This window comes from Saccharomonospora amisosensis (assembly GCF_011761185.1).
GTDB classification, from domain to species: domain Bacteria; phylum Actinomycetota; class Actinomycetes; order Mycobacteriales; family Pseudonocardiaceae; genus Saccharomonospora_A; species Saccharomonospora_A amisosensis.
The window spans coordinates 1120255-1147149 of record NZ_JAAOYM010000001.1 but is presented as its reverse complement, the minus strand read 5'-3'; the positions used below and the strand labels follow the sequence as shown (position 1 = coordinate 1147149).

The 26895-nt window shown below is 68.3% G+C and carries 16 protein-coding genes; 8 read left to right on the top strand and 8 right to left on the bottom strand.

Annotated features, from left to right (window positions below):
* Positions 1–113 precede the first annotated feature (113 nt).
* Genes FHU38_RS05625 through FHU38_RS05615 form a run of 3 tightly spaced genes read left to right on the top strand, consistent with a single transcriptional unit; the run spans position 114 to position 5856 of the window.
* Entirely contained in the window at positions 114–1190 is a 1077-nt protein-coding gene (locus FHU38_RS05625; RefSeq protein WP_167167223.1) for an ABC transporter ATP-binding protein, read from the top strand.
* The gene (locus tag FHU38_RS05620) at positions 1190–2077 is read left to right on the top strand and encodes an ABC transporter permease subunit (protein ID WP_167167220.1); all 888 of its coding nucleotides are present in this window, start codon (positions 1190–1192) and stop codon (positions 2075–2077) included. Before FHU38_RS05625 ends, FHU38_RS05620 begins: the two co-directional genes overlap by 1 nt.
* Before the next feature lie 17 nt (positions 2078–2094).
* Positions 2095–5856, top strand: a complete 3762-nt coding sequence (locus tag FHU38_RS05615; RefSeq protein ID WP_167167217.1) for an ABC transporter ATP-binding protein — start codon at positions 2095–2097, stop codon at positions 5854–5856.
* On the opposite strand, the gene FHU38_RS05610 is transcribed toward FHU38_RS05615, so the two are convergent.
* The 4 genes from FHU38_RS05610 to FHU38_RS05595 are packed head-to-tail and all read right to left on the bottom strand — an operon-like array spanning position 5853 to position 11721.
* Entirely contained in the window at positions 5853–6164 is a 312-nt protein-coding gene (locus FHU38_RS05610) for a hypothetical protein (protein ID WP_167167214.1), read from the bottom strand. The two genes, FHU38_RS05615 and FHU38_RS05610, sit on opposite strands and share 4 nt — an antisense overlap.
* Before the next feature lie 43 nt (positions 6165–6207).
* Positions 6208–10827, bottom strand: a complete 4620-nt coding sequence (locus tag FHU38_RS05605; RefSeq protein WP_167167211.1) for a DUF6531 domain-containing protein — start codon at positions 10825–10827, stop codon at positions 6208–6210.
* Positions 10827–11147, bottom strand: a complete 321-nt coding sequence (locus FHU38_RS05600; protein WP_167167208.1) for a type VII secretion target — start codon at positions 11145–11147, stop codon at positions 10827–10829. The genes FHU38_RS05605 and FHU38_RS05600 overlap by 1 nt, the downstream gene beginning before the upstream one ends.
* Positions 11148–11178: 31 nt before the next feature.
* A complete protein-coding gene (locus FHU38_RS05595; RefSeq protein ID WP_167167205.1) occupies positions 11179–11721 on the bottom strand; it encodes a YbaB/EbfC family nucleoid-associated protein in 543 nt (180 codons plus the stop codon).
* Between the two features lie 219 nt (positions 11722–11940).
* Here FHU38_RS05595 and FHU38_RS05590 point away from each other — a divergent pair, with 219 nt between their 5' ends.
* A complete protein-coding gene (locus tag FHU38_RS05590; RefSeq protein WP_167167202.1) occupies positions 11941–15660 on the top strand; it encodes a multifunctional oxoglutarate decarboxylase/oxoglutarate dehydrogenase thiamine pyrophosphate-binding subunit/dihydrolipoyllysine-residue succinyltransferase subunit in 3720 nt (1239 codons plus the stop codon).
* Positions 15661–15744: 84 nt separating this feature from the next.
* On the opposite strand, the gene FHU38_RS05585 is transcribed toward FHU38_RS05590, so the two are convergent.
* Positions 15745–17304 carry a S8 family peptidase gene (locus FHU38_RS05585; RefSeq protein WP_167167199.1) on the bottom strand — a complete coding sequence of 520 codons (1560 nt, stop codon included), beginning with the start codon at positions 17302–17304 and terminating at the stop codon, positions 15745–15747.
* Positions 17305–17540: 236 nt separating this feature from the next.
* Between FHU38_RS05585 and FHU38_RS05580 the strand changes: the two genes are divergently transcribed.
* The gene (locus FHU38_RS05580; RefSeq protein WP_167167196.1) at positions 17541–18962 is read left to right on the top strand and encodes a bis-aminopropyl spermidine synthase family protein; all 1422 of its coding nucleotides are present in this window, start codon (positions 17541–17543) and stop codon (positions 18960–18962) included.
* Between the two features lie 13 nt (positions 18963–18975).
* On the opposite strand, the gene FHU38_RS05575 is transcribed toward FHU38_RS05580, so the two are convergent.
* Positions 18976–20142 carry an NAD(P)-dependent malic enzyme gene (locus FHU38_RS05575; protein WP_313886669.1) on the bottom strand — a complete coding sequence of 389 codons (1167 nt, stop codon included), beginning with the start codon at positions 20140–20142 and terminating at the stop codon, positions 18976–18978.
* Between the two features lie 322 nt (positions 20143–20464).
* Between FHU38_RS05575 and FHU38_RS05570 the strand changes: the two genes are divergently transcribed.
* Positions 20465–21067, top strand: coding sequence for a dTDP-4-dehydrorhamnose 3,5-epimerase family protein (locus FHU38_RS05570; protein WP_167167193.1), 603 nt, complete (start codon positions 20465–20467; stop codon positions 21065–21067).
* 33 nt (positions 21068–21100) lie between these two features.
* Here FHU38_RS05570 and FHU38_RS05565 read toward each other — a convergent pair whose 3' ends face one another.
* Positions 21101–22702, bottom strand: coding sequence for a GMC oxidoreductase (locus tag FHU38_RS05565; protein ID WP_167167189.1), 1602 nt, complete (start codon positions 22700–22702; stop codon positions 21101–21103).
* 170 nt (positions 22703–22872) lie between these two features.
* Between FHU38_RS05565 and FHU38_RS05560 the strand changes: the two genes are divergently transcribed.
* Both FHU38_RS05560 and FHU38_RS05555 read left to right on the top strand, forming a co-directional pair.
* Positions 22873–23460, top strand: a complete 588-nt coding sequence (locus FHU38_RS05560; RefSeq protein ID WP_167167186.1) for an acid phosphatase — start codon at positions 22873–22875, stop codon at positions 23458–23460.
* A gap of 20 nt (positions 23461–23480) precedes the next feature.
* Complete coding sequence (locus FHU38_RS05555) at positions 23481–23981, top strand: GNAT family N-acetyltransferase (RefSeq protein ID WP_167167183.1); 501 nt, start codon at positions 23481–23483, stop codon at positions 23979–23981.
* A 55-nt stretch (positions 23982–24036) separates the two neighbouring features.
* Here the strand turns inward: FHU38_RS05555 and FHU38_RS05550 are convergent, their stop codons facing one another.
* Positions 24037–26862 carry a penicillin acylase family protein gene (locus FHU38_RS05550; protein ID WP_167167180.1) on the bottom strand — a complete coding sequence of 942 codons (2826 nt, stop codon included), beginning with the start codon at positions 26860–26862 and terminating at the stop codon, positions 24037–24039.
* Positions 26863–26895 lie beyond the last annotated feature (33 nt).

Below are 26895 nucleotides of genomic sequence, written 5' to 3'. Positions count from 1 at the left end.
CTTCGTCGCGGGCGGCCCAGAGATGGAACCCGAGGCCCTCCCAGTCCGTCCAACAAGGCCGTACGGCAGGATGGCAGCGCCACAGCGCAGACCACGAGGGGAACGAGGGCAGCATGCACGACGGCAGCGGCCGCATCGCGGTGCAGAACCTCACCAAACAGTTCGGACCCGTGACAGCGGTCGCGAACCTCAGCTTCTCCGTCGAACCGGGCTCGGTTACGGGCTTTCTCGGTCCGAACGGGGCCGGTAAGACCACGACCCTGCGGATGCTGCTCGGGCTCGTGACACCGACGGCGGGTACGGCCACGATCAACGGCAGACCGCACCATCAACTGGGCAACCCTGCCAGGGTCGTGGGTTCGGTGCTGGAGAACGAGGGCTTCCATCCCAAGCGGACGGCACGCAATCACCTGCGGGTGTACGCCGCGGCGATCGGCGTTCCCGACCAGCGGGTCGACGAACTACTCGCGCTGGTCGGCCTCACCCCCGCCGCGGAACGCAAGGCTGGCGAGTTCTCACTCGGTATGAGGCAGCGACTCGCGCTGGCGACCGCACTGTTGGGCGACCCGCAAGTGCTGGTACTCGACGAACCTTCCAACGGCCTCGACCCTGAAGGCATCGCCTGGCTTCGCTCGTTCCTGCGCTCGTTCGCCCAGCAGGGCCGCACCGTGCTGGTGTCCAGCCACCTGCTGTCGGAGGTCGAGCAGACCATCGACCAGGTCGTGATCATCAGCGCGGGGATGACGCGGTACTACGGCCCGCTCGAGCAGCTTCGCAACAGCCAGCAGGCCAGGGTGCTGGTGCAACCGGCGGATGCCACCGGTCTGGTGAGCGCGCTGCAACAGGCGGGCGTCAACCAGGTGGAGCCAACACCCGACGGCCGAGTGGCGGTGTCGGGAGCGACCGTGCAGCAGATCGGCGACATCGCCGCCAAGGCGGGTATCGCTGTTTACGGGATGCAGGAGGAGAAGGCGGACCTGGAGCAGCTGTTCTTCCAGCTCACCAACCCGCAGTACGGAGCAGCGCCGTACGGCCAGCAGGTACCGCAGCAGCACGGCGGCTGGGGCGGCCCGCCGCCTCCGCCGACGGCCACGGCACCACCCTCGCCTCCGATGGGCTACCAGCAGCCTCAGCAACCGGGATACCAGCCACAGCAGCCGAATCAGGGCTGGGGAGGACAGCAGCAGTGATGGGAAACCTGATCAAGGCAGAGATGCGCAAGATCCTCACCACGAAGAGCTGGTGGGCCCTGCTGATCCCGGCGTTCGCGTTCGCCTTCCTGTTCTCCCTCGGCTGGGGCGCCATCACCAACGACATCAACGACTACCTCGGCAGTTCCGACGCCCAGGAGCTGGCGGGCCTGGTCGGCATCGAACTCGGTGCCCTTCCCGTCGGGCTGCTCTCACTGGCCCACGGCATCAACATCGGCGCGTTCTTCCCTGTCATCTTCGGAGTCTTCGCACTGGCGGGCGAGTACACCAAGAAGACGATCACGACGACCTTTCTGACCGCTCCCACCCGAGGCTCCGCGCTCACCGCGAAGATGCTCACCTACATCGGCTGGGGCGCCCTGTACGGCGTCGTGGTCGTAGCCGCGGCGAGCCTCGGCACACTGCTCACCGTGGACGACCGCGGCCTGCCTTCGGCGGGGCAATGGTTGGGCGTGCTGGGTGCTGGCGTCCTCGCCACCACGCTGGCCACGCTGTTCGGCATCGGAGTCGGCGCCGTGTGGAACAGTGTCACCGGCCCGACCGTCACTCTGGCAATCTGGATGCTGGTAGTGGAAAACGTCCTGGTGTTCGTCAGCTTCGGCTGGTTCGGGGTCCGCTGGCTAGGCGGGTTCCTGCCCAACGGCACGCTGAACGGCATCGTGGGCGCGATCGGAGCCGAGGCCTTCGGTGCGGCAGGCCTTTCGGTGCCCGACCAGATCGACAAGGACTTCCAGTGGCTGATGCAGTACACCGCGGGCGCGCCGGGCGCGTTCTCGTGGTGGCTGTCCGCACTTGTCTTCTTCGCGTGGACCATGGTGTTCTTCCTGGCGGGCTGGGCCGCCAACCAGCGTCGCGACATCACCTAGTGGCAGGGGGGTCGTGAGTGGGTAGCAGGGCCGCCTCCCACGCGCACACTCACGACCCGAAGCCGACCGGCTGGATCCGCAGGCTGGCTGCCGCCTGCTGGCGCCACCCGGTGCTGGTCGTGCTGGCGCTCGGCGCCGCGGTGGTGGGAGTCGGCTTCCAGGCGGCCATTCCACTGCTGGTCAGAGCCGCCGTTGACGACGCCGTCGCGGGCGTGACCGCACGGCTCGGCCTGCTCGCCGCGGGACTGCTCGGCCTGCACTTACTGGCCTTCGGTACCGCGTTCGCTCGGCGCTACGTCGGCGGACGGCTCGCCCTCGACGTGCAGCACGACCTGCGCCGCTCGGTGTTCTCCGCCGTCTCCCGGCTGGACGGCGGCAAGCAGGACTCGATGCGCACCGGTCAGATCGTCTCGCGCGCGATCACCGACCTGCAGTTGGTCACCGGAATCCTGATGCAGGTGCCGCTCTCGGCGGGTTCGGTGGTGTTCGCCGTGCTCGCGCTGGGGGCGATGCTGTGGATGTCGCCGCTGCTCACACTCATCGCACTGGTCGTGACACCCGCCGTGGCGATCGTGGTGGCCGTCAGCAGGCGAAGGCTCTTCCCCGCCACCTGGTCGGCGCAGCAGCGGGCCGCCGACGTCGCCCAGCAGGTCGAGGAAACGGTCACCGGCGTGCGCGTGGTGAAAGGCTTCGGCCAGGAGTCCCGCGAGGTCGGCAAGCTGTCCGCCACTGCGCGCCAGCTTTACGCCGAGCGGCTGCGCGCGGCCAGGCTCTCGGCTCTGCCCACGGCCACCACCTCGGCGCTGCCCGCGGCGGGCCAGGTTGCCGTGCTCGCCGTCGGCGGCATCCTGGCACTGCGCGGGCAGATCAGCCTCGGAACGTTCCTCGCGTTCGCCACCTACGTCTCCGCGCTCGTTGGGCCGGCGCGGATGCTGGCAGGCCTCGTCGTACAGGCGCAGTTGACGCGGGCGGGCGCGGAACGCGTGCACGAACTCGTCGACGCCCAACCGGAGGTCCACGACCCGAGCGATCCGGTGCGACTGCCCGACGGACCGCTCGATATCCGGTTCGAGAACCTACGGTTCGGATACTCCCGCAGCGAACCGGTGCTTGACGGGCTGTCACTGCACGCCAGAGCCGGCGAGACGCTCGCGCTCGTGGGCACGGCGGGCTCCGGGAAGTCGACGACCTCACTACTGCTGCCACGCTTCTACGACGTGCACGAGGGCCGAATCCTTCTCGGAGATGTCGACGTCCGCGACATCCGCCTTTGCGAGCTGCGCAGCGCCATCGGCGTGGTGTTCGAGGAAGCGTTCCTGTTCTCCACCTCGGTACGCGACAACATCGCCTACGGCAGACCCGACGCGAGCGACGAGGAGATCGTGGCCGCGGCGAAGGCCGCCGAAGCACACGAGTTCATCAGCGCACTCCCGGACGGCTACGACACCCTGGTGGGCGAGCGGGGGCTAACGTTGTCGGGCGGCCAGCGGCAGCGACTAGGGCTGGCGAGGGCGCTGCTGACCGATCCGAGGGTGCTCGTGCTCGACGACGCCACCTCGGCGGTCGACACGGTGACCGAGGCCGCGATCCACGAGACGCTTCGCGACGTCACCGCGGCCCGGACAACGCTGCTGATCGCCCACCGCCGTTCCACACTCGCACTCGCCGACCGCATCGCCGTGCTCGACGGCGGCCGGGTCGTCGACGTCGGCACCTCGGAGGAGTTGCTGGCGCGCTGCCCGCTGTTTCGTGACCTGCTCGCCGGTCCCGGCGACGACGTGGAGGAGACCTACCGCAGCGAGACGCTCACCAGGAACGCGTCCGGGATCACCCCGCAACTATGGCCGAGCCACGAAAGCCGCGACGAGGTGGAGCGGCTGGCGGTTTCGGCGGCTGGCCGCGTCCCCGACACGGCCAGGCCCGCCGGAGGAGGTGGCGGGCCCGGCGCGCGGGCGTCGCTGGACCTGCCACCGACGCCGGAGCTGTTGCGGCGCGTGCGCGAACTACCACCTGCCACTGGGACACCCAAGCTGGGCGAGGCCGACCCAACCGCACCGGACCCGCGGTTTCGGCTGCGGGGGCTGCTGCGCCCGGTCCGGGCGTTGCTCGGCGTCGTCGTGGTGCTCGTGGCGCTCGACGCGCTGGCCACCATCGCGCTTCCCGCGCTGTATCAGCGCGGTGTCGACGACGGCGTCCGCGTCGGCGTCGAGTCGGCGGTGTGGTTCGCCGCCGCTGCCGGTGCGCTGGTGATCGCGCTGGACTGGGTCGTCATCAACGCGCAGACCCGGCTCACCGCCCGGACCGGCGAGTCGGTGCTGTACCTGCTGCGCGTGCGCAGCTACGCCCACCTACAGCGGCTCGGCCTCGACTACTACGAGCGCGAACTCGCGGGCCGGATCATGACGCGGATGACGACCGACGTCGACGCGCTTTCCTCGTTCTTGCAGACCGGGCTGGCCACGGCGGTGGTGAGCACGCTGACCATCGCGGGTATCAGCGGCGCGCTACTGGTGACCGATCCCGGCCTCGCGCTGTACGCCTTCGCGGTGCTGCCCGTGCTCGTGGTGGCCACGGTGGTGTTCCGCAGGCTGGCCTCGGCGGCGTACACCGAGGCGAGGGAGCGGGTAAGCGCCGTCAACGCCGACATGCAGGAGAACGTGAGCGGGTTGCGAGTCGCGCAGGCCTACACGCGCGAGGAGCGCTCGGCGCGGGACTTCGCCTCCCGCAGCGACGCCTACCGCCGCTCCCGGCTGCGGGCGCAGCGCTACGTGGCCACCTACTTCCCGTTCGTCACCCTGCTCTCGGGAGTGGCGGAGGCGATCGTGCTGATCGCGGGGGCGCAGCGGGTGGCGGCGGGCACCCTTTCCGCAGGCGTGCTGCTTGCGTTCCTGCTCTACCTGGGCCTGTTCTTCTCCCCCGTGCAGCAGTTGTCGTCGGTGTTCGACGGCTACCAGCAGGCCAAAGTGGGGCTACGCCGGATCGGCGACCTGCTGCGAACGCCCACATCGGTGCCGGTCGCGGACAACCCCGTGCTGGTGCCGTCGCGGCTGCGCGGGGAGGTGGAGCTGGAGGGGGTGGAGTTCACCTACCCCGGCACACACACCCCGGCACTGCGAGACCTTTCGCTGCACGTGCCCGCGGGTACCACCGTGGCGCTGGTGGGAGCCACCGGCGCCGGAAAGTCCACAGTGGTCAAACTGGTCGCGCGGTTCTACGACGCTACCGGTGGCACCGTGCGCATCGACGGTGTGGACGTGCGCGACTACGACCTACAGGGGCTGCGCGCCCGGCTGGGAGTCGTGCCGCAGGAGGCGCACCTGTTCTCAGGGACGGTTGCCGACAACGTGCGCTACGGCACGCCGTCGGCCTCCGATGCGGAGGTGGAGGCCGCGATTCGTTCGGTGGGGGCGCTGGAGGCGGTGGCCGCGCTGCCCGACGGGTTCCACCAGCAGGTCGGTGAGCGGGGGCGGTCGCTTTCGGCTGGGCAGCGGCAGCTCGTCGCGTTGGCAAGGGCGGAGTTGGTGGACCCGGACGTGCTGCTGCTGGACGAGGCCACGGCGGCGCTGGACCCGGCTACCGAGTCGGTGGTGTTGCGGGCCACCGACGAACTGGCGAAGAAGCGCACGACGTTCGTGGTCGCCCACCGCCTGGCCACCGCCGCGAGAGCCGACGAGATCGTGGTCCTCGACCACGGCCGCATCGTCGAGCGAGGCACCCACGCGGAACTGCTCGGGGCAGGCGGCCACTACGCCAACCTGTGGCGACTGGGCGACGGTTAGCGGTCCCGACCGTCACCCGGTTCGGCGTCGCCGCGCAGGATCGACCTGTGCACGATCCGATCCGCTCCGTCGCCGGTCACGGTGAGCACTGCCGTCTCTCCGTAACTGATCTCTGGAACATCGCGTCCGTAGAAGTCGATTCGCTGCACCCGAAGCGAGACCTCGTGTCCGGTGCCGTCGGGTTGTTCCACGGCGGTGAACACATCACCGACATGGACCACGCCCGCATAGCACCGCCCGGCCAAGCGGGCCTGGTCGGCGACGACCTCGACATCGCCGCGTAGCTCGGCGAAGGCGATCTCCACCACCGGCACTCCCCTCCGTCTGGAACCGCTGCTTCGACGCACGGAGTCATCCACACGCGTTGCCCGCGCCGGAACTCCTGGAGGCTCGATCGTAGAACTCCTGGATCTGGCTCTCCGTCATCGGAGTCCGCTGATGTAACCACGCGTCGAGCTGCCCCTTGTCGTAGATGCGGGCAGGCACGGATATCCCCATATCGTTGAGAATGTCCCTGGCCTCGCCGACCGGGATGGTATGGCTGGCCCGCGCCGCGAAATCTTTCGGCAGCATATCGATGGGCACCTCGGCCTCGAGTGCGCCGAGCGTGGGTGGGTAGCGTTCGACACCGGCCACGTCGTCCGGGGTGGCGATCTGCAGGACCCCGTTGCCGTACTGGGAGGCCTCCGTACCGAACGCCGTGGCGACCGCCGGATCAGACGAGGTGAAGGTGACACCCAGCTTCCGCGCGGCGTTTCCACCCTCGTATCCCTCCGTCGTTCCACGAAACAGCGGGCCGCCTTCGAGGCCCAGCGGATCGATCTGCGCCGTGGGATTCGGTACGTAGGAGTTCGGGTTGGGCGACGGTGCCAGTCCGAGCGGGTCGAAACTTTGGTACCGCCCCGTTTCCGGGTCGTAGTAACGCTGGTAGTTGTAGCTCAGTCCGGTTTCGGCGTCGTGGTACTGCCCGGGAAAGCGCAACGGTGTACCGACACCCGCTGGTGACGACTGGGCAGGCACACCCCACAAGGTGGTCCGGGCCTGCCACACCACCGATCCGTGCTCGTCGACGAGTTCGGCTGGCGTTCCGACCAGATCGGACACGATCGCCCAGAACCTGTTCTCGAACCACTCGTCGGGGGCCTCACGCGAGCCGCCTACACGTTCCTGCTGCGAGACCGGACGGAAGCTGCCGGGCTCGTAGTCCCACACCAACGCCTTGCCGGTGCTGTCGGCCTGCTCGACGAGCAGCGGCCCGTCCCAGGCGAAAACCGTCCATTCGACGACCGACGCGCCATCGGCGGACAGCCTCTCCTTCGCGACCCGACGCCCGAATGGGTCGTACCGGTACCGCCACCGATCCCCTTCCGGCGTCACCAGGCCGACGAGCCGGTCCTCGGCATCCCAGGTATACCGCCAGGTAGCCGGTCTTTTCGACAGGCGCTTCTTCTGGCGCAGTACCACCCGCCCCTGCCGGTCGTACTCGTAACGAACCAGCCCGGAATCCCGCAGCAGGGCACCGCGGTAGGTGCGAAGCCCCTGAACATCGGTGTCAGTGGCAGGCCAGGCGGCGGCGGTGACGTTCCCCGCGGCGTCGTAGGCGTAGCGTTCGCTCCAGCCCGATCCGGACACAGCCGTAACGCGACCGGCGACGTCGACGTCGAAACGGCGTCGCAGCCCGCTCTCCTCGATCGACCGGAGCTGCCCGCCCGCGTCGTAGCCGAACCGCCGCCATGCCAGCAGGGAGTCGTGGCCACGTTCGTCGGTACCCGTGGCAGAAAGCGTCTGACTCGCCAGCCGATGGTTGGAGTCCCAACGCTGCGCGAGAGTCACTCCGCTGTCGAGAAGCCGCTCGATCTCACGCCCGGCAGTGTCGTACTCGAACGCGATCGAGTGTGTTCCGGTGCGGAACTCGGAAGCCCGGTTCGTGCTGTCGTAGCTCCAGTAGGCCTGAGCACCCGTGGGAGTGCGGCGAGAGACCTTGCGTCCGATGAAGTCGTACCCGGTGTCCACCGCTCGACCGTTGATGATCTCACGCACGACCCGGCCGGTGGAGTCTCGCTGGAGAACGACTTCGGCGTCGCCATTGCGAGCGCGCAGCGTGCGCCCCAGCGAGTCGTACTCGAACCACGAGGTTTTACCGTCGGCATCCCGTTCGACAACGTTGCCGAAAACGTCCCTCGTGTATCGGACCACCTCTGCCGCACCATTGCGCCGCTCGACCAACTGACCGGCCGCATCGTAGGAGTAGTGCATCTCACGGCCGTTGAAGTCCGTCTCCCTGACGACATTGCCGTTCGCGTCGTACTCGTAGCGCCACACCTCTCCCCGCCCGTTGCGCACGGATGTCAGGCGCAGCTCCGTGTCGTAGGTGAAGCGGAATTCCTGGCCGTCCGGACCGACCGACCGCGCGGGAAGATTGAAGTGCGTGGTCGCCGTCTTCGTCGTGCGCCCGAGCTGATCGACGTACTCGGTACGGTTGCCCTCGGCGTCGTACGACCAGCGTTCCACGGTTCCATCGGGCGCCTTACGCCAGGTAGGCAATCCCTCCACGGTCCAGCCGATGAACGTCGTCCCGCCTGCCGCATCCTCGATGCGTGATATCCGTCCGAAGACGTCCCTGGTGTACGACGTGACGGCGCCGCCCGCGCCGATCACCCGGATCGGTAATCCGGCCCGATTTGTTTCGATCCGGGTCACGTTGCCGGACTGATCGACGACAGAGCTCAGATGCCCTTTCGAGTCATAGCCGTACCGAGTCACCCCTCCCTGCTCGTCCGTGACCGAAAGGAGGTTTCCTCGTTCGTCGTAGTTCCTTCGCCATTCGCGACCGTCAGGCGCTCTGAGGTACACAACCTGCCGGAGTTCGTTGTACTCGGACACGAGCCGACTACCATCGGGGCGGACGATACCGGTCCGGTTGCCGTTGTCGTCGTACTCGAATCGGGTCGTGCGGCCGAGCGCGTCCGTCCTGGACAGCAGCCGATCGTAGCGATCCCACTCGTACCTGGTTTCCCCGCCGAGTGGGTCGAGCTGGCGCACAAGTTGATTGGCTTCGTTGAAGTAGTAGTGCGAGACGTTACCCAGCGAGTCGGTTTCCCGGGTGAGTCGACGGGCTGGTTCGTAGTCAAGTCGTCCGGTGAGAGCGCCCCCCGATCCTTCCGTCCGCACACAGCGGCCCGCTTCGTCGTAGTGATACCGATACCATTCGCCGTTGCGGGCGACCCACCGCGTGATACGGCCCTGCTCGTCGTATTCGCAGCGCCATGGTTGGCCGGAGGAGTTGACGACCTCGCAAAGGCGTCCCGCATCGTCGTATCCGTACCGAACGACGGTCATCAAGTTCAGACTTCCGGGTTCGCGCAAGCGGAGCGCGGTCACCCTGGAATCGGTGGTTTCGATCCGCACGTCGTAACCACCGGAATGCTGGATTCCCGTCGGCATCCCGGCGTCGTGGAGGAATCTGATCCAGTCGCCGTTGCGGTGGTTGACCGCCACCAGCGGCCGGCGTGACCCTTCACCGGCGAAGGTCAGGACACGACCGCTCTCCGGCTGGCTGATCAGGAAGCCATCGGCCGCCCGTGTCAGTGGCCACCGGGCACCTTCCACCGGAAGTACCCGGTCGGATTCGTGTCGTGGGAGCCTCGGATACACGAGAATGACACCGTCCGGGCCCGCGTAGCAGGCACCGTCCTCGTCGAGTTCCAGCCGCTGGTCCAGTGTGGATGCCCAGGTGTCGCCGAAAAGCCTTCCCGACCGGTACGACGAGACATGGACCCTGGTGATGACCAACTGGAGTAGGCCGGGTAGCTCGAGATCGGTCTGTACCAGGTACATCTCGCCGGTGGCCACGTCGATCGGTTCGCGGCGCCCGCACCTGCCGACGGGTTCCTGCGCGCGGTCGCGAGGGGTCTGCGCATCGCTGCGAAGGGAGCCGTCGGGGCGAGACGAGCCCGGCGAACTGGTATCCGGTTTGGTCGTGCTGCCGTTCGGGCTGGTGGTGCCGTCGGGGCTGGTGGACGACGGTGAGGTGCCGTCCGGTTTGGGACTGCTCGACGGGGCGTCCGGCGTTGTGCTGCCGCTCGGGGTCGTGGAGCCGCTGGGTGTGGTGGAGCCCGATGGCGTGGTGAAACCGCTCGGCCCGTCGAAACCCGACGGTGTGGTCGCGCCGGACGGTGTGGTCGCACCGGAAGGGCTGCCGCCGTCGATCTTGCGGCCCAGTTTGGCCAGTGCCTGGATGATCTCGTCCAGCTTCGTGATCACCTTACGGATCAGCGGTGAGACGTTGCTGATCGTCTTGACCAGCTTGCGGATCAGGTCGCTGATCGTGGAGATCGCCTTGCTGATCGCCGCCGTGGCCTGCGCCGCGATCGCCGGGGTGGCGAAGCCCAGCGTCGCCGCCGCCTCCAGCGCCCAGGTGATCAGCTTCCCGACCAACTCGGCCACCAGGTCACGGACGGTCTCCCGCACCGCCGCGACGACTTCGCCCATGATCATCACGCCGGTGGAGATACCTTCGGACAGCGATGCCGCCCCGGCGATCGCATCGGCCTGCTGCGCGGCCGACCCCCGGTAGGCATCGGCCCCCGTACCGGTCCAGCCCGAGGTCCCGTTGTTGGCCTCGTTGCCGACCTCCTGCGCGATCGCGGAGACCTCGGCGGCCACGTTGGCCCAGGTCTGCGAGAACGACTGGATCACCGGCGGGTCCCCCGCGAGCCAGTCCAGCGCCTCCTTCAGTGGCTGCACGTGCTCGATCAGCCACGACACGCCGTACTGCATGAGCGTGCCGACCGGGTCGATCACCATCGACAGCACCTCGAGACCGGTGCCGACGGCGCCGAGCCCGGCCGCCACCCAGGAGCCGTCTGAAATGCCCTGCGCCAGCCCCTGCGCCGACTCGGCGATCCCGATCCCGGTCACCGCCGTGGTCTGCGACTGCTCCTGCGCGACAAGCGGGTTGCCTTCTGGCATCACAGACCACTCCCCGCCTGCCGCACCGCGGCCGAGGTCTCACCCTCGCGTGCCGTGTACGCCGACGCGGCCTCGCGGACCTTGTCCGCCGTCTCGGTGATGGATTCGGCCGCCTGTTCCAGCGCCCGCACGCCCATCTCCTCGAACGGCTGTAGCAACAACGCGAACGGCTGGCAGATCACGCCGTAGGCACTGTTGTCCATCGTCACCTGGCGCGCGGCGTCCACCGCGGTACGCATCCGCTCGGCGAAGCCGTCCACCTTGCCCGCGTGCGTGTCCAGCTCCTCGGTCAGGACCTGGTATCCCCGCCCGTCGCTCACCGTTCACCCCCAGTCGCCGGTCATCGCCGGTTCAGTCGCGTCTCAGGAAGGACTGATCGCCGAAGTCACCGTCCTCTTCCTCGCTCGCCCGCGCCGGTCGCCGTCGAGGTGCCTGCCCGCGCGGCCTTCGCGGGGCCGCGGGCTCTTCTTCCTCGATCTCCACCCGCAGTTGCCTACCCTGCGCGGGCCGGGCGGGATCGTCGTCCTCGTCAGGCGGCTCAGGGAACCGTTCGGCCGCGGTCGCCAGCAGGTGCCGCGTCGTCGCGTCCTCACCCACCGTGGCGGCGGTGATCTCCTGCAACCGCTGTGGATACTTCGCCTGCGCCTTGCGCATCGCGCGCACCACGTTGGCCGCGATCTCGTCGGGGCTCATCTTGCGCACGCCGTCGGTCATCGAAACGTCGGTCGGCACCCCGTTGGCGCCCACCGTCACACTCACCGCGCCCTTGGCGACGGATTCGGTGATGGAGATCCGCTCCACCTGCTCGCGCATCTGCTCGTAGCGCCGTGCGCGTTCCGCGGCGTCGCGCTCCCAATTGTCGACCATGCGCTCGACGTCCCCCAGATCGGCCACGATGCCCCCTTCTCGGCCTCACTGTCACTGACGCGGCACAGTGAGCAGTCGGTTCCCAGTATAAAACCGCCCCTGATCGATTCAGTGACAAATACCAGAGCCCAGGTACCGCGGTTGCCCCAGTTCGCTGCTGACAGGCCGCGCCAGGGGGTTAGCCTGGTAGTCGCGTAATCGGACCAACCAAGATCGAGACGAGACGGATAGAGGCGAGTCCAAGCCGTGTCCAGCAGCAGCCCTGCGTCACAGTTCGGCCCCAACGAATGGCTCGTCGAGGAGATGTACGACCAGTTCCTCGCCGACCCCTCCTCAGTCGACGCCGCCTGGCATGAGTTCTTCACCGATTTCAAGCCAACTCAGCCAACGCAGACCACACAGGCCAAGCCGGACACCACGACCGCCGAGCGCACCCCCTCGCCCAACGGGCAGTCCACCACCCCCACTACGGAGCAACGCAGGCCGAGTTCAGCCGCACCAGCAACCCCGCCCGCGGGCACTCCACCGGCGCCCGCCCAACCACCGAAGGCCCAGCCCGCGCCCGCCAAGCCCGCGCCATCCAAGCCCGCGTCCGCCGCGGCGAAGCAGAGACCCGAGCAGGAGACCAAGCCGTTGCGCGGCGCGGCCGCGGCCATCGCGAAGAACATGGACGCCTCGCTGAGCGTGCCGACGGCCACCAGCGTGCGCGCGGTGCCCGCCAAGTTGATGGCGGACAACCGCATCGTGATCAACAATCACCTCAAGCGCACCCGAGGCGGGAAGATCTCGTTCACGCACCTGATCGGCTACGCGATGGTCAGGGCGCTTCGCGACTTCCCGAACCTGAACCGTCACTACGCGGTCATCGACGGCAAGCCGCACGCGGTGACCCCCGAGCATGTCAACCTCGGCCTCGCGATCGACATGAAGGGCAAGGACGACCAGCGCACCCTCGTGGTCGCCTCGATCAAGAACACGGAGAACATGACGTTCCTCCAGTTCTGGCAGGCATACGAGGAGATCGTCAAGAAGGCCAGGAACAACAAGCTCACCGCCGACGACTTCGCGGGCACCACGATCTCACTGACCAACCCCGGCGGCATCGGCACCAACCACTCGATGCCCCGGCTGCAGGCAGGACAGGGCGCGATCATCGGTGTCGGCGCCATGCAGTACCCGGCCCACTTCGAGGGCACCAGTGAGCAAACGCTGGTCAACCTCGGCGTCAGCAAGATCATGACGCTGACCTCGACCTACGACCACCGCATCATCCAGGGCGCGGAATCGGGCGAGTTCCTCAAGCGCATCCACGGCTTGCTGCTCGGCGAGGACGGCTTCTACGACGACATCTTCACGTCGTTGCGGTTGCCATACGAGCCGGTGCGCTGGGTCGAGGACATCCCCGAAGGCGAGATCGACAAGACGGCACGCGTGCTCGAGTTGATCGACGCCTACCGCATGCGCGGCCACCTGATGGCCGACACCGACCCGCTGAACTACCGGCAGCGCAGGCACGAGGACCTCGACATCCTCTCCCACGGGCTGACGCTGTGGGACCTCGACCGAGAGTTCGCCGTCGGCGGGTTCGCGGGCAAGCAGCGCATGAAGCTGCGCGACGTACTCGGTGTGCTGCGCGACTCCTACTGCCGCACGGTGGGGGTGGAGTACACCCACATCCTCGACCCAGACGAGCGGCGCTGGATCCAGGAGCGCGTGGAGGTACCGCACGAGAAGCCGGAACCGTCCGTGCAGAAGTACGTGCTGTCCAAGCTCAACGCAGCCGAGGCGTTCGAGACGTTCCTGCAGACCAAGTACGTGGGACAGAAGCGGTTCTCGCTCGAGGGCGGCGAAACGGTGATCCCGCTGCTTGACACCGTGCTGGACAAGGCGGCCGAGCACGAGCTGGACGAGGTCGTCATCGGGATGCCCCACCGAGGCAGGCTCAACGTGCTCGCCAACATCGTCGGCAAGCCGATCTCGCAGATCTTCCAGGAGTTCGAGGGCAACCTCGACCCTGGCCAGGCACACGGTTCCGGTGACGTGAAGTACCACCTTGGCGCCGAGGGCAAGTACTTCCGGATGTTCGGCGACGGCGAGACCAAGGTGTCGCTGACCGCGAACCCGTCGCACCTGGAGACCGTGGACCCGGTGCTGGAAGGCATCGTCCGTGCCAAGCAGGACATCCTGGACAAGGGCGACCGTGATTCCGGCGGCTTCACCGTCCTGCCCGTGCTGCTCCACGGCGACGCGGCGTTCGCCGGACAGGGCGTGGTGGCCGAGACGTTGAACCTCGCGCTGCTGCGCGGATACCGCACCGGCGGCACCGTGCACGTCATCATCAACAACCAGGTCGGTTTCACCACCGCACCCGAACACGCGCGCTCCTCGCAGTACGCCACCGACGTGGCGAAGATGATCGGTGCGCCGATCTTCCACGTGAACGGCGACGACCCCGAGGCGGCGTACTGGGTGGCCCGGCTCGCCGTCGACTACCGGCAGGCGTTCAACAAGGACGTCGTGATCGACATGATCTGCTACCGGCGGCGCGGGCACAACGAGGGCGACGACCCTTCGATGACCCAGCCCGCGATGTACGACATCATCGACGCCAAGCGCAGCGTGCGAAAGACCTACACCGAGGCGCTGATCGGCCGAGGCGACATCTCCATGGAAGAGGCCGAGGCCGCGCTGCGTGACTTCTCCAGCCAACTGGAGCACGTGTTCAACGAGGTGCGGGAACTCGAGAAGCACCCGATCGCGCCAAGCCCGTCGGTGGAGGAGGAACAGCAGGTTCCCACCAAGGTGCCGACCGCGGTCAGCTCCGAGGTGATCTCCCACATCGGCGACGCGTTCGTGAACCTGCCCGAGGGCTTCACCCCGCACCCGCGGGTCAAGCCGGTACTGGAGCGGCGACACAAGATGTCGCGCGAGGGCGGCATCGACTGGGCGTTCGGCGAGCTGCTCGCCTTCGGCTCGCTCGCCATGGAGGGCAAGCTGGTGCGACTTTCCGGGCAGGACTCCCGGCGGGGCACCTTCACCCAGCGCCACTCCGTGCTCATAGACCGAAAGACCGGCCAGGAGTACTCGCCGCTGCAACACCTGGCGCAGAGCCAGGGCCGGGTGATGATCTACGACTCGGCACTCTCGGAGTACGCGGCCGTCGGGTTCGAGTACGGCTACGCGGTGGCCAACTCCGACGCGCTCGTGATGTGGGAGGCGCAGTTCGGCGACTTCGTCAACGGTGCGCAGACGGTCATCGACGAGTACATCTCCTCCGGTGAGGCCAAGTGGGGCCAGCTGTCCGACGTGGTGCTGCTGCTGCCGCACGGCCACGAGGGCCAGGGGCCGGACCACACCTCCGGACGCATCGAGCGGTTCCTGCAACTGTGCGCGGAGGGCTCGATGACCGTCGCGGTGCCCTCGACGCCCGCGAACTACTTCCACCTGTTGCGCAGGCACGCGCTCGACGGCGTCAACCGGCCGCTGATCGTGTTCACGCCCAAGTCGATGCTGCGCAACAAGCTCGCGACCTCCGCGATCGAGGACTTCACCGGTCAGTCGAAGTTCCTCTCGGTCGTCGACGACGCGGACATCGACCCGGGCAAGGCTCGCAAGGTGCTGCTCACCTCGGGGAAGCTGTACTGGGAGCTCGTGGTGGAACGGCAGAAGCGGCAACTCGACGACATCGCGATCGTGCGTGTCGAGCAGTACTACCCGCTGCCGAAGAAGAAGCTGCTCGCCGCGATGCAGCGGTACTCGGCTGCGAGCCAGGTCGTGTGGGTGCAGGAGGAACCGGAGAACCAGGGTGCATGGCCGTTCTTCGGGCTGCACCTGCCGCGCAAGCTGCCTGAGGTGTTCTCCGGCCTGCATGCGGTCACGCGCAGGCCGATGGCCGCACCCTCAGCGGGCTCGTCGAAGGTGCACGAGGTCGAGCAGCGTGCGCTGATCGAGAAGGCGTTCGAGTAGGGGACACAGCGCGGGGCCGTGCTCACTCCCGGTGCCAACCGGAGGCGAGCACGGCCCCTTGCCGTCGTGGTGCGTCAGCAGGCGTTACGGGGTGAACGTCCAGCTGTTGATGTAGCCGGTGTCGTAGCTGTACACATCCTGCACTCGCAGGCTCCAGGTGCCGTTGGCCGCCGAGGCCGACGCGTCAACGGTGTAGGCCTGCTGGACGTTGTCCGCGGAGTCCCATCCGGAGTTCTTCAGCCGCGTCGTGGTGCCGTCCGGGGCCACCAGGTCGATCACCAGGTCACCCCGGTAGCTGTGCCGGATGTCGACCTCCACCGTCGCGGAGCTGGAGGCGGCACGGTCGCAGCCGCTGACCGTCACCGAACTGGTCACCGCGGGACCCGCGTCGGGGATGTTGACGTTGGTGTCGTTGGTGACCGGGTCGCAGTTGGTCGGCTCCGGCGGCGTGGTGGAGCCGGTGCCGGTGTAGAGCAGGACGTTGGGCGAACCACTGCCGGGGCTACCGACCACGCCGGTGGTGCCGTTGTTCACCAGCGCGTCGCGGACCTGCCGCGGGCTTGCCGACGGGTTGTCGGCCAGGTACAGCGCCGCCGCGCCCGCCACGTGCGGTGTCGCCATGGAGGTACCACTGATCGTGTTGGTCGCCGTGTTGCTGCCGATCCAGGTGGACGTGATGCTGCTGCCCGGCGCGAAGATGTCGAGGCAGCTTCCGATGTTGGAGAAGCTCGACCTGGCATCGGAGCTCGTGGTGGAGCCCACGGTGATCGCCTCGGCGGTACGCGCGGGGGAGGTGCCGCAGGCGTCGGCACCGTAGTCGTTGCCCGCCGCGAGCGCGTAGGTGACGCCCGCGTTGATCGAGCGGCGCACCGCGTCGTCCACCGCCGTGGAGGCACCGCCGCCGAGGCTCATGTTCGCCACCGCGGGGCCCTGCGCGTTGTTGGTCACCCAGTCGATGCCTGCGATGACGCCGTCGTAACTGCCGGAGCCGTTGCAGTCCAGCACGCGCACGGCGACGAGGTCGACCGCCTTGGCGACGCCGTGTGCCGAGCCACCGATGGTGCCCGCGACATGGGTACCGTGCCCGTTGCAGTCAGTGGCGTTGGAGTCGTTGTCCACGAAGTCGTAACCGGACCGCGCGCGGCCACCGAAGTCGCTGTGCGAGGTGAGGATGCCGGTGTCGATGACGTAGGCGGTGACGTTCGACGCCGTGGTGGAGTAGCTGTAGTTGTCGTCCAGCGGAAGGTCACGCTGGTCGATCCGGTCGAGTCCCCACGACGGGGGGTTGGCCTGGTCGGCCATGGTGTGCACGGTTCTGTTCTGCTCGACATAGGCCACGGCCGGGTCCGCGGCCGCCCGCTTCGCCTCGGCCTCGCTCATCGTGGCCGCGAAGCCCCGCAACGCACTGTGGTACTGGCGTTCGACATCCGCGCCGTGGCGATCGGCCACGCGATCGACCGACGAGCCGTCGTTCAGTACGACGATATAGCTGTTGTCGATCGCGCCTTCGGCGCCGGCACCCAGGATGGTTCCCTCCTGTGCTGCCGCGCCGGGAATGCCGCCGACCAGGGTTATGGTGGCGACGCCGGCGGCCAGGCCGAGGCCTGCCAATGACCTGTGCCTGAACTTCCTGTTGGTTCGCAAGGTCTCCTCCTACACACGTTCCGGTGAACGTGGCCGCGACCGTACGGGCGCGAGACGGGTAGAAGGTAGATCTTGTGCTTTTTCGGAACTCCGGGTAACGAACGGGCATTTGGTGCCACTCACCACCCGATTGGCCCGGGACGAAAGTAGGTTCGGACCATACTTATGGTTCAGGCCAGTTGCCAGGAAACCGCCCGCCGACCGCTGCTCGGCGACGTTTCTCTAGGCTCGCTGCCGTGAACCCGTTGCGCCCGCGAGCACGCCCCGTCCGGCTGGTGACAGCACTGCTGAATGAGGGCTGGCGTGACATCGACGAGCTCGTACATGGCAGCGCACTGCCAAGGCGCAGCGTCGAGGAACTGCTGGCCGAACTAGGTGACGACCTCGAACATCGTGGCGACTTGGTGAGGCTGCGCGAGGGCTCGGCCGCGCGCGCGGCCGAGCTGGCGGGCCTGCCCGCGGAGCCACCGGGCGACCTGCTCGACCGGATTCGCTCCCACATCGAAGGTGTTCCCGCACCGCTGCCCGCTCTCGATCACGTGCAGGCCACGCCCGAGACCGTGCTGCGCAGGGCCCGCTGGCTGGACGAGGAGTACGACCTGCGGCAGGCACGGCTGCTGTTCCTCGGCGACCACGACCTGACCTCGCTGGCGGTTCGAGCGCTGCGGCCCGATGCCGGACTCACGGTGGTGGACGTCGACGACCGCGTCCTGGAGTACCTCGACGACCTCAGCGACTCCTCGATCCGCACCGTGCACACCGACCTGCGATTCGGGTTGCCGCTGGCGGTGGCAGGCAGCGCGGACGTGGTGTTCAGCGACCCGCCCTACACGCAGGCGGGCATGGCGCTGTTCGCGGCCCGCGGCGTCGAGTGCCTCGTGCGGCAGCGGGAAAGCCGCCTGCTGCTGGCGTACGGCTACAGCGAGCGCCACCCCACACTCGGCAGGCAAGTGCAGCGCGAGCTGCTTTCGCTTGGGCTGACCTTCGAGGCGATCATTCCCGACTTCCACCGCTACACCGGTGCGCAGGCGGTCGGCAGCGCCGCCGACCTGTACGTGTGCCAACCGACCGCGCGCGCTTCCGGAAAGGGCGCGAGGAAGGGCAAGGCGGAACAGGCCATCTACACGCGGGGTCCGAGGTCGGTGGAGGCGAACCAGGCGCCGCGGCCACTGCGTGACGCGCTCGCGGCGATCGCGGCCGAGGGTGGAAGAGCGGTCGAGCAGCGCGACCCCGACTGGACGAGGCCGCGGGCCGTATCCGAGGGCGTGGCGATCGCCGTGGACCTCACCGGTGACCCGGGTCCATGGTTGTTGCGGGTGCTGCTGGCGGTGAACGCCGACCGGGTGGCGGCACTGGTTCCCAACGCCCATCCCGACCTGACCAACGCACGAGCGCAGGCGGCGCTGATCGACCTCATCGAGCCCAAGTACCGGTTGCGGCTACTGCGCAGCACCCCCGACAACAGCCACGCCGTCGTGGTCGCCGAGGCCCGACCCGCCACGGAGGCGGATTCGGGCGTGCACGCGGTATGGACCCGCGCGCACGCCCGGCTCGGCAACGTCTGGCCGCGGGCGGGTGCCGACATAGCCGACCTCCGCCTGATCGACCTACCGAGACACCGGATCGCCGGCGTCCGGCACCAACTCGACCCGAGGTAACCCGCGCCGGGCGCTAGTCGGTCACCTCGTCGGCCTCGGCCGCCTTGGCCACGGCGGCGGCCACCTCGGCGGCGACCCTCGGGTCGAGCGGGCTCGGCACGATGTGATCGGGCGCCAGCTTGTCGGCGGCCACCGAGGCGATCGCGTCGGCGGCGGCCAGCTTCATGTTCTCCGTGATGGCCCGTGCACCCGCGTCGAGCGCGCCGCGGAACACGCCAGGGAAGGCCAGCACGTTGTTGATCTGGTTGGGGAAATCACTGCGTCCGGTCGCGACGATCGAGGCGTGCCGTGCCGCGACGTCCGGATGCACCTCCGGGTCCGGATTGGACAGTGCGAATACGATGGAGTCGTCCGCCATCGTGCTCAGCAGGCCCTCGTCCACGGTGGAGCTGGAAAGGCCGATGAACACGTCGGCGCCGTTGAGTGCCTCCGCGAGCCCGCCGCGCAGTCCGCCACTGTTCGTGTCGGCAGCGAGGCGCTCCTTGACCGGATTCAACCCGCTCCTGCCCTCGTGGATGATCCCCTTGGAGTCCAGCACGACGATGTCGCCCGCACCGGCCGCGCGCAGGATCTTGGCGCACGCCACACCTGCCGCACCCGCGCCGGAGATGACCACCCGCTGATCGGCCAGCGCCTGGTCCAGCACCATGTTGGCGCCACGAAGCGCGGCAAGCACCACGATCGCCGTGCCATGCTGGTCGTCGTGCATCACCGGGCAGTCGAGCGCCTCCTTGAGACGCTCCTCCAGCTCGAAGCAACGCGGCGCGGCGACGTCCTCCAGGTTCACCGCGCCGAACGAGGGCCGCAGCCGGACCAGGGTCTCCACGATCTCGTCGACGTCGACGGTATCCAGCACGAGCGGAATCGAGTTCAGCCCGGCGAAGCTCTTGAAAAGCACCGACTTGCCCTCCATCACGGGCAACGCCGCGCTCGGGCCGATGTCACCGAGTCCGAGTACCGCTGTGCCGTCGCTCACCACGGCGACGAGGCGCTGCGCCCAGGTGTAGCGCTGCGCCAGCGCCGCGTCGTCGGCGATCGCGCGGCTGACCTTCGCTACCCCGGGCGTGTACGCGATGGAAAGGTCGCGTGCCTGTGTGATGGAACGGTTGGCGGTCACGGAGAGCTTGCCGCCCTCGTGACCGGAGAAGATCTCCTCGTCGCTCACCTGAGCTTGGGACACGTCAATCTCCAGTAGCTGGAAAAAGAGGGACGCCAGGGGCGTCCCGCACTAAAAGGGCTCTTCCAACGCGGCGATCCAGCGCGGTAGCGCGGACTGCCGACTCGGTGTGGCATCGAAGCCCGTGGTGAGGCTTGGCCCGTCTTGGCACCGTAGCCGCGGACGCGGCGGTTCCACCAGTGTGACAGGCCCCGCCCGGACCGTGTCGCCGGGGTGCGCCTGACATCACAACATCGGGTGGGCTTCTCGCGGGACTTCGCCCTGGTCAGCGGCCGATTAGCAAGACGACCATCCGGCTTGGGAACCCGGCGTTAAGCTGCCCGTCATGGACGTGCGCGAACTGGCCGTGCGAGACGCCTACGAATTCAGCCCACCCGTCTTCCCCGACCAGCGCGGGCTGTTCGTGGCCCCGTTCCAGGAACCGGCTTTCGTCAAGGCGGTAGGACACCCCATGCGGGTCGCGCAGACGAACCACAGCGTGTCGCGCAAGGGGACGGTGCGTGGTGTCCACTTCGCCGACACACCGCCGGGGCAGGCCAAGTACGTCTACTGCCCGAGCGGCTCGTTGCTGGACGTCGTGGTGGACCTGCGAGTCGGCTCGCCGACGTTCGGCCGGTGGGACGCGGTGAGGCTGGACAGCGGCGAGTTCCGCGCCGTCTACCTCGCGGAGGGGCTCGGCCACGCCTTCATGGCGCTCGAGGACGGCACCGCGATGGCCTACCTGTGCTCCACGAGCTACAACCCGCCCGCCGAACACGGGATCACGCCACTGGACCCGGCACTCGAGCTGCCGTGGCCGCCGAACGTGGAGCCGATCCTGTCCGAGAAGGACTCCTGCGCGCCGACGCTGGAGCAGGCCCGGTCGGCGGGCCTGCTGCCGGAATACGAAGCGTGTGTGGCCCACTACGAACGCCTGCGGGCGGGTTGAATCGAGGTTGAGTCGAGCAGCGCGAGCCGACGACTAGCTGATGTCCTCGGCCAGCACTCGCTCGATGTTGCGCTCGGCGAGCGCGGTGATGGTCACGAACGGGTTGACGCCGGTGCTGCCCGGGATCAGCGAACCGTCGGTGACGTAGAGGTTGTCGTAGCCGGCAACGCGGCCGTAGGAGTCGGTCGCCTCGCCGAGCACCAGCCCGCCGAGCGGGTGGTAGGTGAACCGGTCCTCGAACGCCCGGGTGTCGCCGAACAGATCCGTTCGGTAAACCGTGGCGTTCACCCGGTTGATCTTGTCGAACATCACCTTCGCCGCCTCGATGGACGGCTGTCCCTGATCCGCTGTCCAGCTCAGCCGGGCCGCGTCGGCCGCAGGGTCGTAGGTGAAGTGCGCGCGCTCCGGGGTGCGGGTGATGGCGAGGTACAGGCTCACCCACAGCTCCGTGCCCGCGGGCATCGGGGCGATCTCGGCGAACACCGGGTGTGCGGGGTCGTCCCACGCATCGATACCGAGTGCGGGCATCCCGGACTGCACCGCGCCGGTGGTGTCCCACATATGGTTGGCCCGCCCGAGCATGACGTTGCCGTTGGTGCCCCAGCCCTGCCCCACCTCGGCCCCGAGGTTCGGCAGTGTCGCGGTGTCACGTGCCCGCAGCAGAAGTTCGGTCGAACCCAGGCTGCCCGCGCCGAGGAACACGTACCGGGCGCCGATCTCCCTGGTCGCGACCACGTTGCCCGCGGTGTCCAGTTCACGCACCTGCAGCACGTAGGTGCGGTCGGGTTGCCTGCGAATGCCGCGCACCTCGTGCAGCGTGCGGATGGTCACGTTGCCCGTGCCGAGCGCGGCGGGCAGGTAGGACTTGTCCAGCGAGCCCTTGCCGTGGTTGTTGCCGTAGATGACCTCCGACGCCAGTGCCGAACGCGGCACCTCCTGCGCCTCTTCCCTTCGCATGTAGTCGAAGTCGTAGACGCTGGGAACGAAGGTGGTGTTCAGCCCGGCATTGTGGGCGTGTTTCCTGGACACCCGCGCGTACTGGTAGGCCTTGCAGGTCTCGAACCAGTCCGGGTCGATGTTGTTGACCCCGAGTGCGGCGTTGGCTCGGGGGAAATAGGTGCCGTACATCTCGTCGGCATCGACACCGGGAAGGATCTCCTCGAAGTACGACCGCTTCGGCGTGACCGCCATCGCCCCGTTGACCAGCGAGCCACCGCCGACACCCCTGCCGACGTAGACGGACATCGCGCCGTGATCCACCCGGTCGAGCACACCCGCGTACCGCTCGATGTCGCGGTTGATGTCGGCCCACAGGAAGGTCGCCAGTGGCGCCTGGGTGCGCGTCTTGAGCCACATCGAGCGCCGGTCGGGGGCGAGCATGTCGCAGAAGACCCGCCCGTCGTCCGCGGCGGTGTCCCACAGCTGGCCCATCTCGAGCATCAACGTGGGCACCCCCGCCTGTCCGAGCCGCAGCGCGGTGACGGCGGCGCCGTACCCGGTGCCGATGACCACGGCGGGCGAGAAGTCGGCAGGGGCGGACGCCCTTGCCCGCGAGGTGGTGATGGTGGTCAGACCGAGAGCCGCGGCCGAGTTGAGTGCGGCGAGACCGAGCAGGCGCCTGCGTGACATGGACATGGCGGGCATGTTTCCCGTGGGTGCCGCGACGAACAAGCACGAACATGAGTCACTTTCACTTCACCTGGGTAAACGCTGTTAAGTTTCACCCGAAGAGTGGAACGTGGCGACGACACCGCCGCCACGAATCGACACCGGTTCCCGTCACCGCCTGCGGCTATATTCGCTGTGTGGATCAGCACCCGCTCGTCCTACTACGCCACGGCCAGACCGAGTGGTCCGCCGAGGGCAGGCATACCGGGCGCACCGACCTGCCGCTGACCGCCGTCGGGGAGCGGCAGGCGCACGCGGCGGGCAGGACCTACGCCATGATGAACGACCGCTCACCCGTGCTGGTGCTCAGCAGTCCGCGCCGCAGGGCGCTGCGCACCGCCGAGCTGGCGGGGCTGCGCGTGGACGAGGTCACCGAGGAGTTGTCCGAGTGGGACTACGGCGACTACGAGGGGCTGACCACAACCGAGATCCGCGAGCGAGTGCCGGGTTGGACGGTGTGGTCGCACGAGACACCCGGGGGCGAGAGCGCGGACGAGGTCGGCGCGAGGGCCGACCGGCTACTCACCAGGGTGCGCGACCCACTCACCGAAGGAGCCGTCATCCTCGTCGGGCACGGGCACCTCAGCCGGGTGCTCATCGCCCGCTGGCTCGGCCTCGCTCCCTGCGCCGGAGTCCACTTCCGGTTCGATCCGGCGAGCGTGACCGTACTGGGGCACGAGCGAGGCGTGCCACAGATCCAGCATCTCAACGTCCCACCGTCCTGACGACAAACGCGAGGCTCTCCTTGAACGACCCGGACAACCGCATCAGGCGCATCCGCGACGGCGACGTGGACGCCGTCGTGAAACTGGTCCACGAGTTGGCCGAGTACGAGCGGGCACCGCAGGAATGCCTGCTCACCTCCCGACAACTCGCCACGGCACTGTTCGGCGAGAACCCGGCCCTGTTCGGCCATGTCGCCGAGGTCGATGGCGAGGTGGTCGGCTTCGCGCTGTGGTTTCTCAACTTCTCCACCTGGCGCGGCGTGCACGGTATCTACCTCGAGGACCTCTACGTGCGTGAGGAGTTTCGCGGGTCGGGCCTCGGCAAGGCGCTGCTCGCCACGCTGGCGCGGGAGTGTGTGGACCGCGGCTACGCGCGGCTGGAGTGGTGGGTACTGAACTGGAACCCAGCAAGGAGCTTCTACACCCGCCTCGGCGCCGAACCGATGGACGAGTGGACGGTCTACCGGCTCACCGACGAACCGCTGCACACCCTCGCCGCCGAGGCAGGCCGAACCAGCTAGTCGCTACCGGCAGGGCACGGCCGGGGCCACCGCCGCCTGCCGTGCCCCTCATCGCTCAGCGCCGTGCCGGAAACTCCACCACCTGCTGGAAGGTCGGCCGGTTCTGGGTGCTGATCTTGTCGTGAGTGATCCCGCCCAGTGGCCGGTGCACGATCGAGTCGGCGCACCACTGGTCCCCCGCCTCGCAGTCCGCGTCACCGGGGTAGGTGTCCTCGATCGGCTGCCGCGCGGCCTGCCGCAGCGTGTCCAGCAGCAGTGCGCGGCAGGTGGACAGATCCCCTCCGCCGCAGAACCGCTCGCCGAGGTCGCCACGCACCTGCTCGCCAAGGACCGCGCGGATGTCCTTGTGCACATACCCCCACCAACCGGACTGGTAGGCCGAGCCCTGATGAGGCTGCCCGACGTGCTTGCCGGGCACCTCGTTCTGGAACCCGGAGGGAGATTCGTTGATCTTGAGTACCGACACCATGGCGTCGAAGGCCCGCTCACCCATGCCCGGCTCGAACTGCGCCCGCACGAGCAGCGGCCACCAGGCATCCATGACCCGTATCGCCGTCGCGTGCCGGTACCGCTGGCTGCCGGGCTCGGTTTCGGCGCGAAGGCCGCCGTCCCGCGCCCAGGAACGCAGTTCGGCCACGGCACGGGCCGCCACCTCGTCGGTCACCGGCGCGGTGTCGATCACCCGCAGCAGTTCCGGCAGCACCCGCTCGGCCCGTAGATCCGCGAGACCCGCCTCGGCCATCGCCTGCGTCAGCTTCACGCGGTTCACCTTGCCGCTGTCCGCGATCAGCTCACGCACCCGGCGATCGAGCAGGTCCCCTCTGTGCACCGACGACTTCTCGTACCCCGCCGCCGCGTACTCCAGAGCCTGCGCGTTGTTCCAGCTGATGTAGTAGTCCTGGTTGATCGACTGTGGGTGAGCCTCGAACGAGGTGTACTCGGCCGAGTTGCCTTCCGGATTCCAGCCGCGCCAGTCCAGCCCCGCGTTTCCCCACACCGGCATGCTCGGGTCAGCGTCGGAGTGGCGCACCGGGTTGGCACCGGAGTTGAAGTAGGCGGTGTCGTCGGCGTCGGCGTAGAACCAGTTGAAGGTGTAATTGATCTTCGAGGTGGCCCGCTGGAAGTCACGGGCGGAGCCGATGGCGCCGGGATCGTTGAGTTCCTGGAAGCCCACGATCGAGTCGACCTCGTGGAAGAAGGTCGAGCGAAGCGATGCGTAGGCCACCGGTTTGCCGTCGACGACCGCGCGGTGGGTGACCGGACCGTACTTGGTGCGGTAGCTGCGCAGCGTGTAGGAGCCGGGCGGCGTCGGGTCCGCGACAGTCGGGCGCCAGGAGTTCTCGCGCTCCACCGTCTCCATCCGAAGGCACTGCCCTTCGAAGAGGTAGTGGTCGGACTCCGGCGTCGGCCGCGCGCCTCCGGGTTCGCACAGTTCCACGGCGTAGGTGTCGACGATGTCCTGCGCCGACGTGGTCGCGCTCCACGCGTAGTCCTGTCCCCTTCCGAGCAACACGTAGAAGCTCAGTCCCGCGAACGAAGCGCCGCGTGCGCTAATGCCTGGGCCCTGTAGCTCCTGCAGCATCAGCAGCTGCGGGGCGAAGTAACCGGTCTGCGGGCCGAACACGGCGACGGGGTTACCGCTTTCGGTGTGCCTTCCCGAGACCAGCAGCGCGTTGGACATGCCGTGCTTCTCGCTGAGCAGGTCTGCTGGCAGCACGCCGTCGGAGAACATGCCGCGTGCGGGTTCCAGCTCGGCGGGAGCCGGCACGTGCCACGCGGCCGTGTCGTCGTCGGCGGCCGAACCCGACCGGTCGAAGACGAGCTGCTGAGCGCGCACGGAGTCGGGTCGGGGCATGGCCGTTCCCCTGGCGTGCTCGGGGGTCCTGCCGTAGGGAAACCGCTGGCCGTCGTGCAGCGTGCGAACGGTTTCCGGGTCGTCCTCCGCGCGCAGGCCGCGCCAGACCCGCTCACCCTGCTCGACCCCGTAACGCTCCTGGACGGCCAGTTTGGCGATAGCGGCGCGCACCTCGCCGCCGCCGCCCGCACCGAACTGTGCGCCCACCACCGAGGCCAGCACCACCAGGTCGGTCAGCTCGAACGGCTCGATCTCACCGATGTTGGTGAGCGGGTCGACGTGCCCGGTGAGCACGTACTCGCCCGGGAAGTAGCGACCGCGGTGGGCTCGCTCGATGTAGGCGTTGATGCCGTCCACGTAGGAGCGTGCGTCGGCGAGCGCCCGCGCGCCGCGCGGGCCTGACCGGGCCACCCGTTCGATCTGCTCGGCCAGTTCCTGCTCGGTGTAGGGCGCCGCGCTGAAGAACTGCTGCTCCAGTTCGCGGTTGCCCTGCGCGCCACCCGCGAAGGAGGTGAGCTGCCCCCTGCCGACGTGGCGCATGATGTCCATCAGCCACAGCCGGTCCTGCGCGGCGGCGAACCCGGCCCCGAACTCGGTACCGGATCTGGTGGTGCCGTAGATGTGCGGCACCCCGGTCGACTTGTCCCTGATGATCGTCACGTCGTCGCGCGGCCGGACGACGCTTTCCACGTCGTCCGGCTCGACACCGAAGGAGGCGTCGTTGAAGAACCGGCGAATGGTGTCGGTCGTGAGGGTGGGGTACTCGTCGGCGAGTGCGGCGTAGGCACCGAGTTGGTCGTCCGCGTGCGCGGGCCGGGTGCCGAGCAGCCGGTGCGCGAGGATCTGAGCGAGAGTGGCGTTGCCGTTCTCGCCGGGAGGCAGGATGTCGGTGCACTGGCCTTCGCAGTAGTCGGGCGCGGCGGGTGGAGGGTCCGACTGCCGGGCCGTCGCGGACCCGGCGGGTACAACCACCCCCGCCATGGTGACAACCGCGGTCGCGATCAAGACGGGGATACGTGCCCGCATACCGGCCTCCTTCGGCGCCTGTGCCGCGGGCAC

What these genes read in the sequence shown, in the direction of transcription:
- FHU38_RS05625 (WP_167167223.1), top strand. Translation starts at nt 114, where the DNA reads ATGCACGACGGCAGCGGCCGCATCGCGGTGCAGAACCTCACCAAACAG.
- FHU38_RS05620 (WP_167167220.1), top strand. Translation starts at nt 1,190, where the DNA reads ATGGGAAACCTGATCAAGGCAGAGATGCGCAAGATCCTCACCACGAAG.
- FHU38_RS05605 (WP_167167211.1), bottom strand. Translation starts at nt 10,827, where the DNA reads ATGCCAGAAGGCAACCCGCTTGTCGCGCAGGAGCAGTCGCAGACCACG.
- FHU38_RS05570 (WP_167167193.1), top strand. Translation starts at nt 20,465, where the DNA reads ATGGACGTGCGCGAACTGGCCGTGCGAGACGCCTACGAATTCAGCCCA.
- FHU38_RS05565 (WP_167167189.1), bottom strand. Translation starts at nt 22,702, where the DNA reads ATGTCCATGTCACGCAGGCGCCTGCTCGGTCTCGCCGCACTCAACTCG.
- FHU38_RS05550 (WP_167167180.1), bottom strand. Translation starts at nt 26,862, where the DNA reads ATGCGGGCACGTATCCCCGTCTTGATCGCGACCGCGGTTGTCACCATG.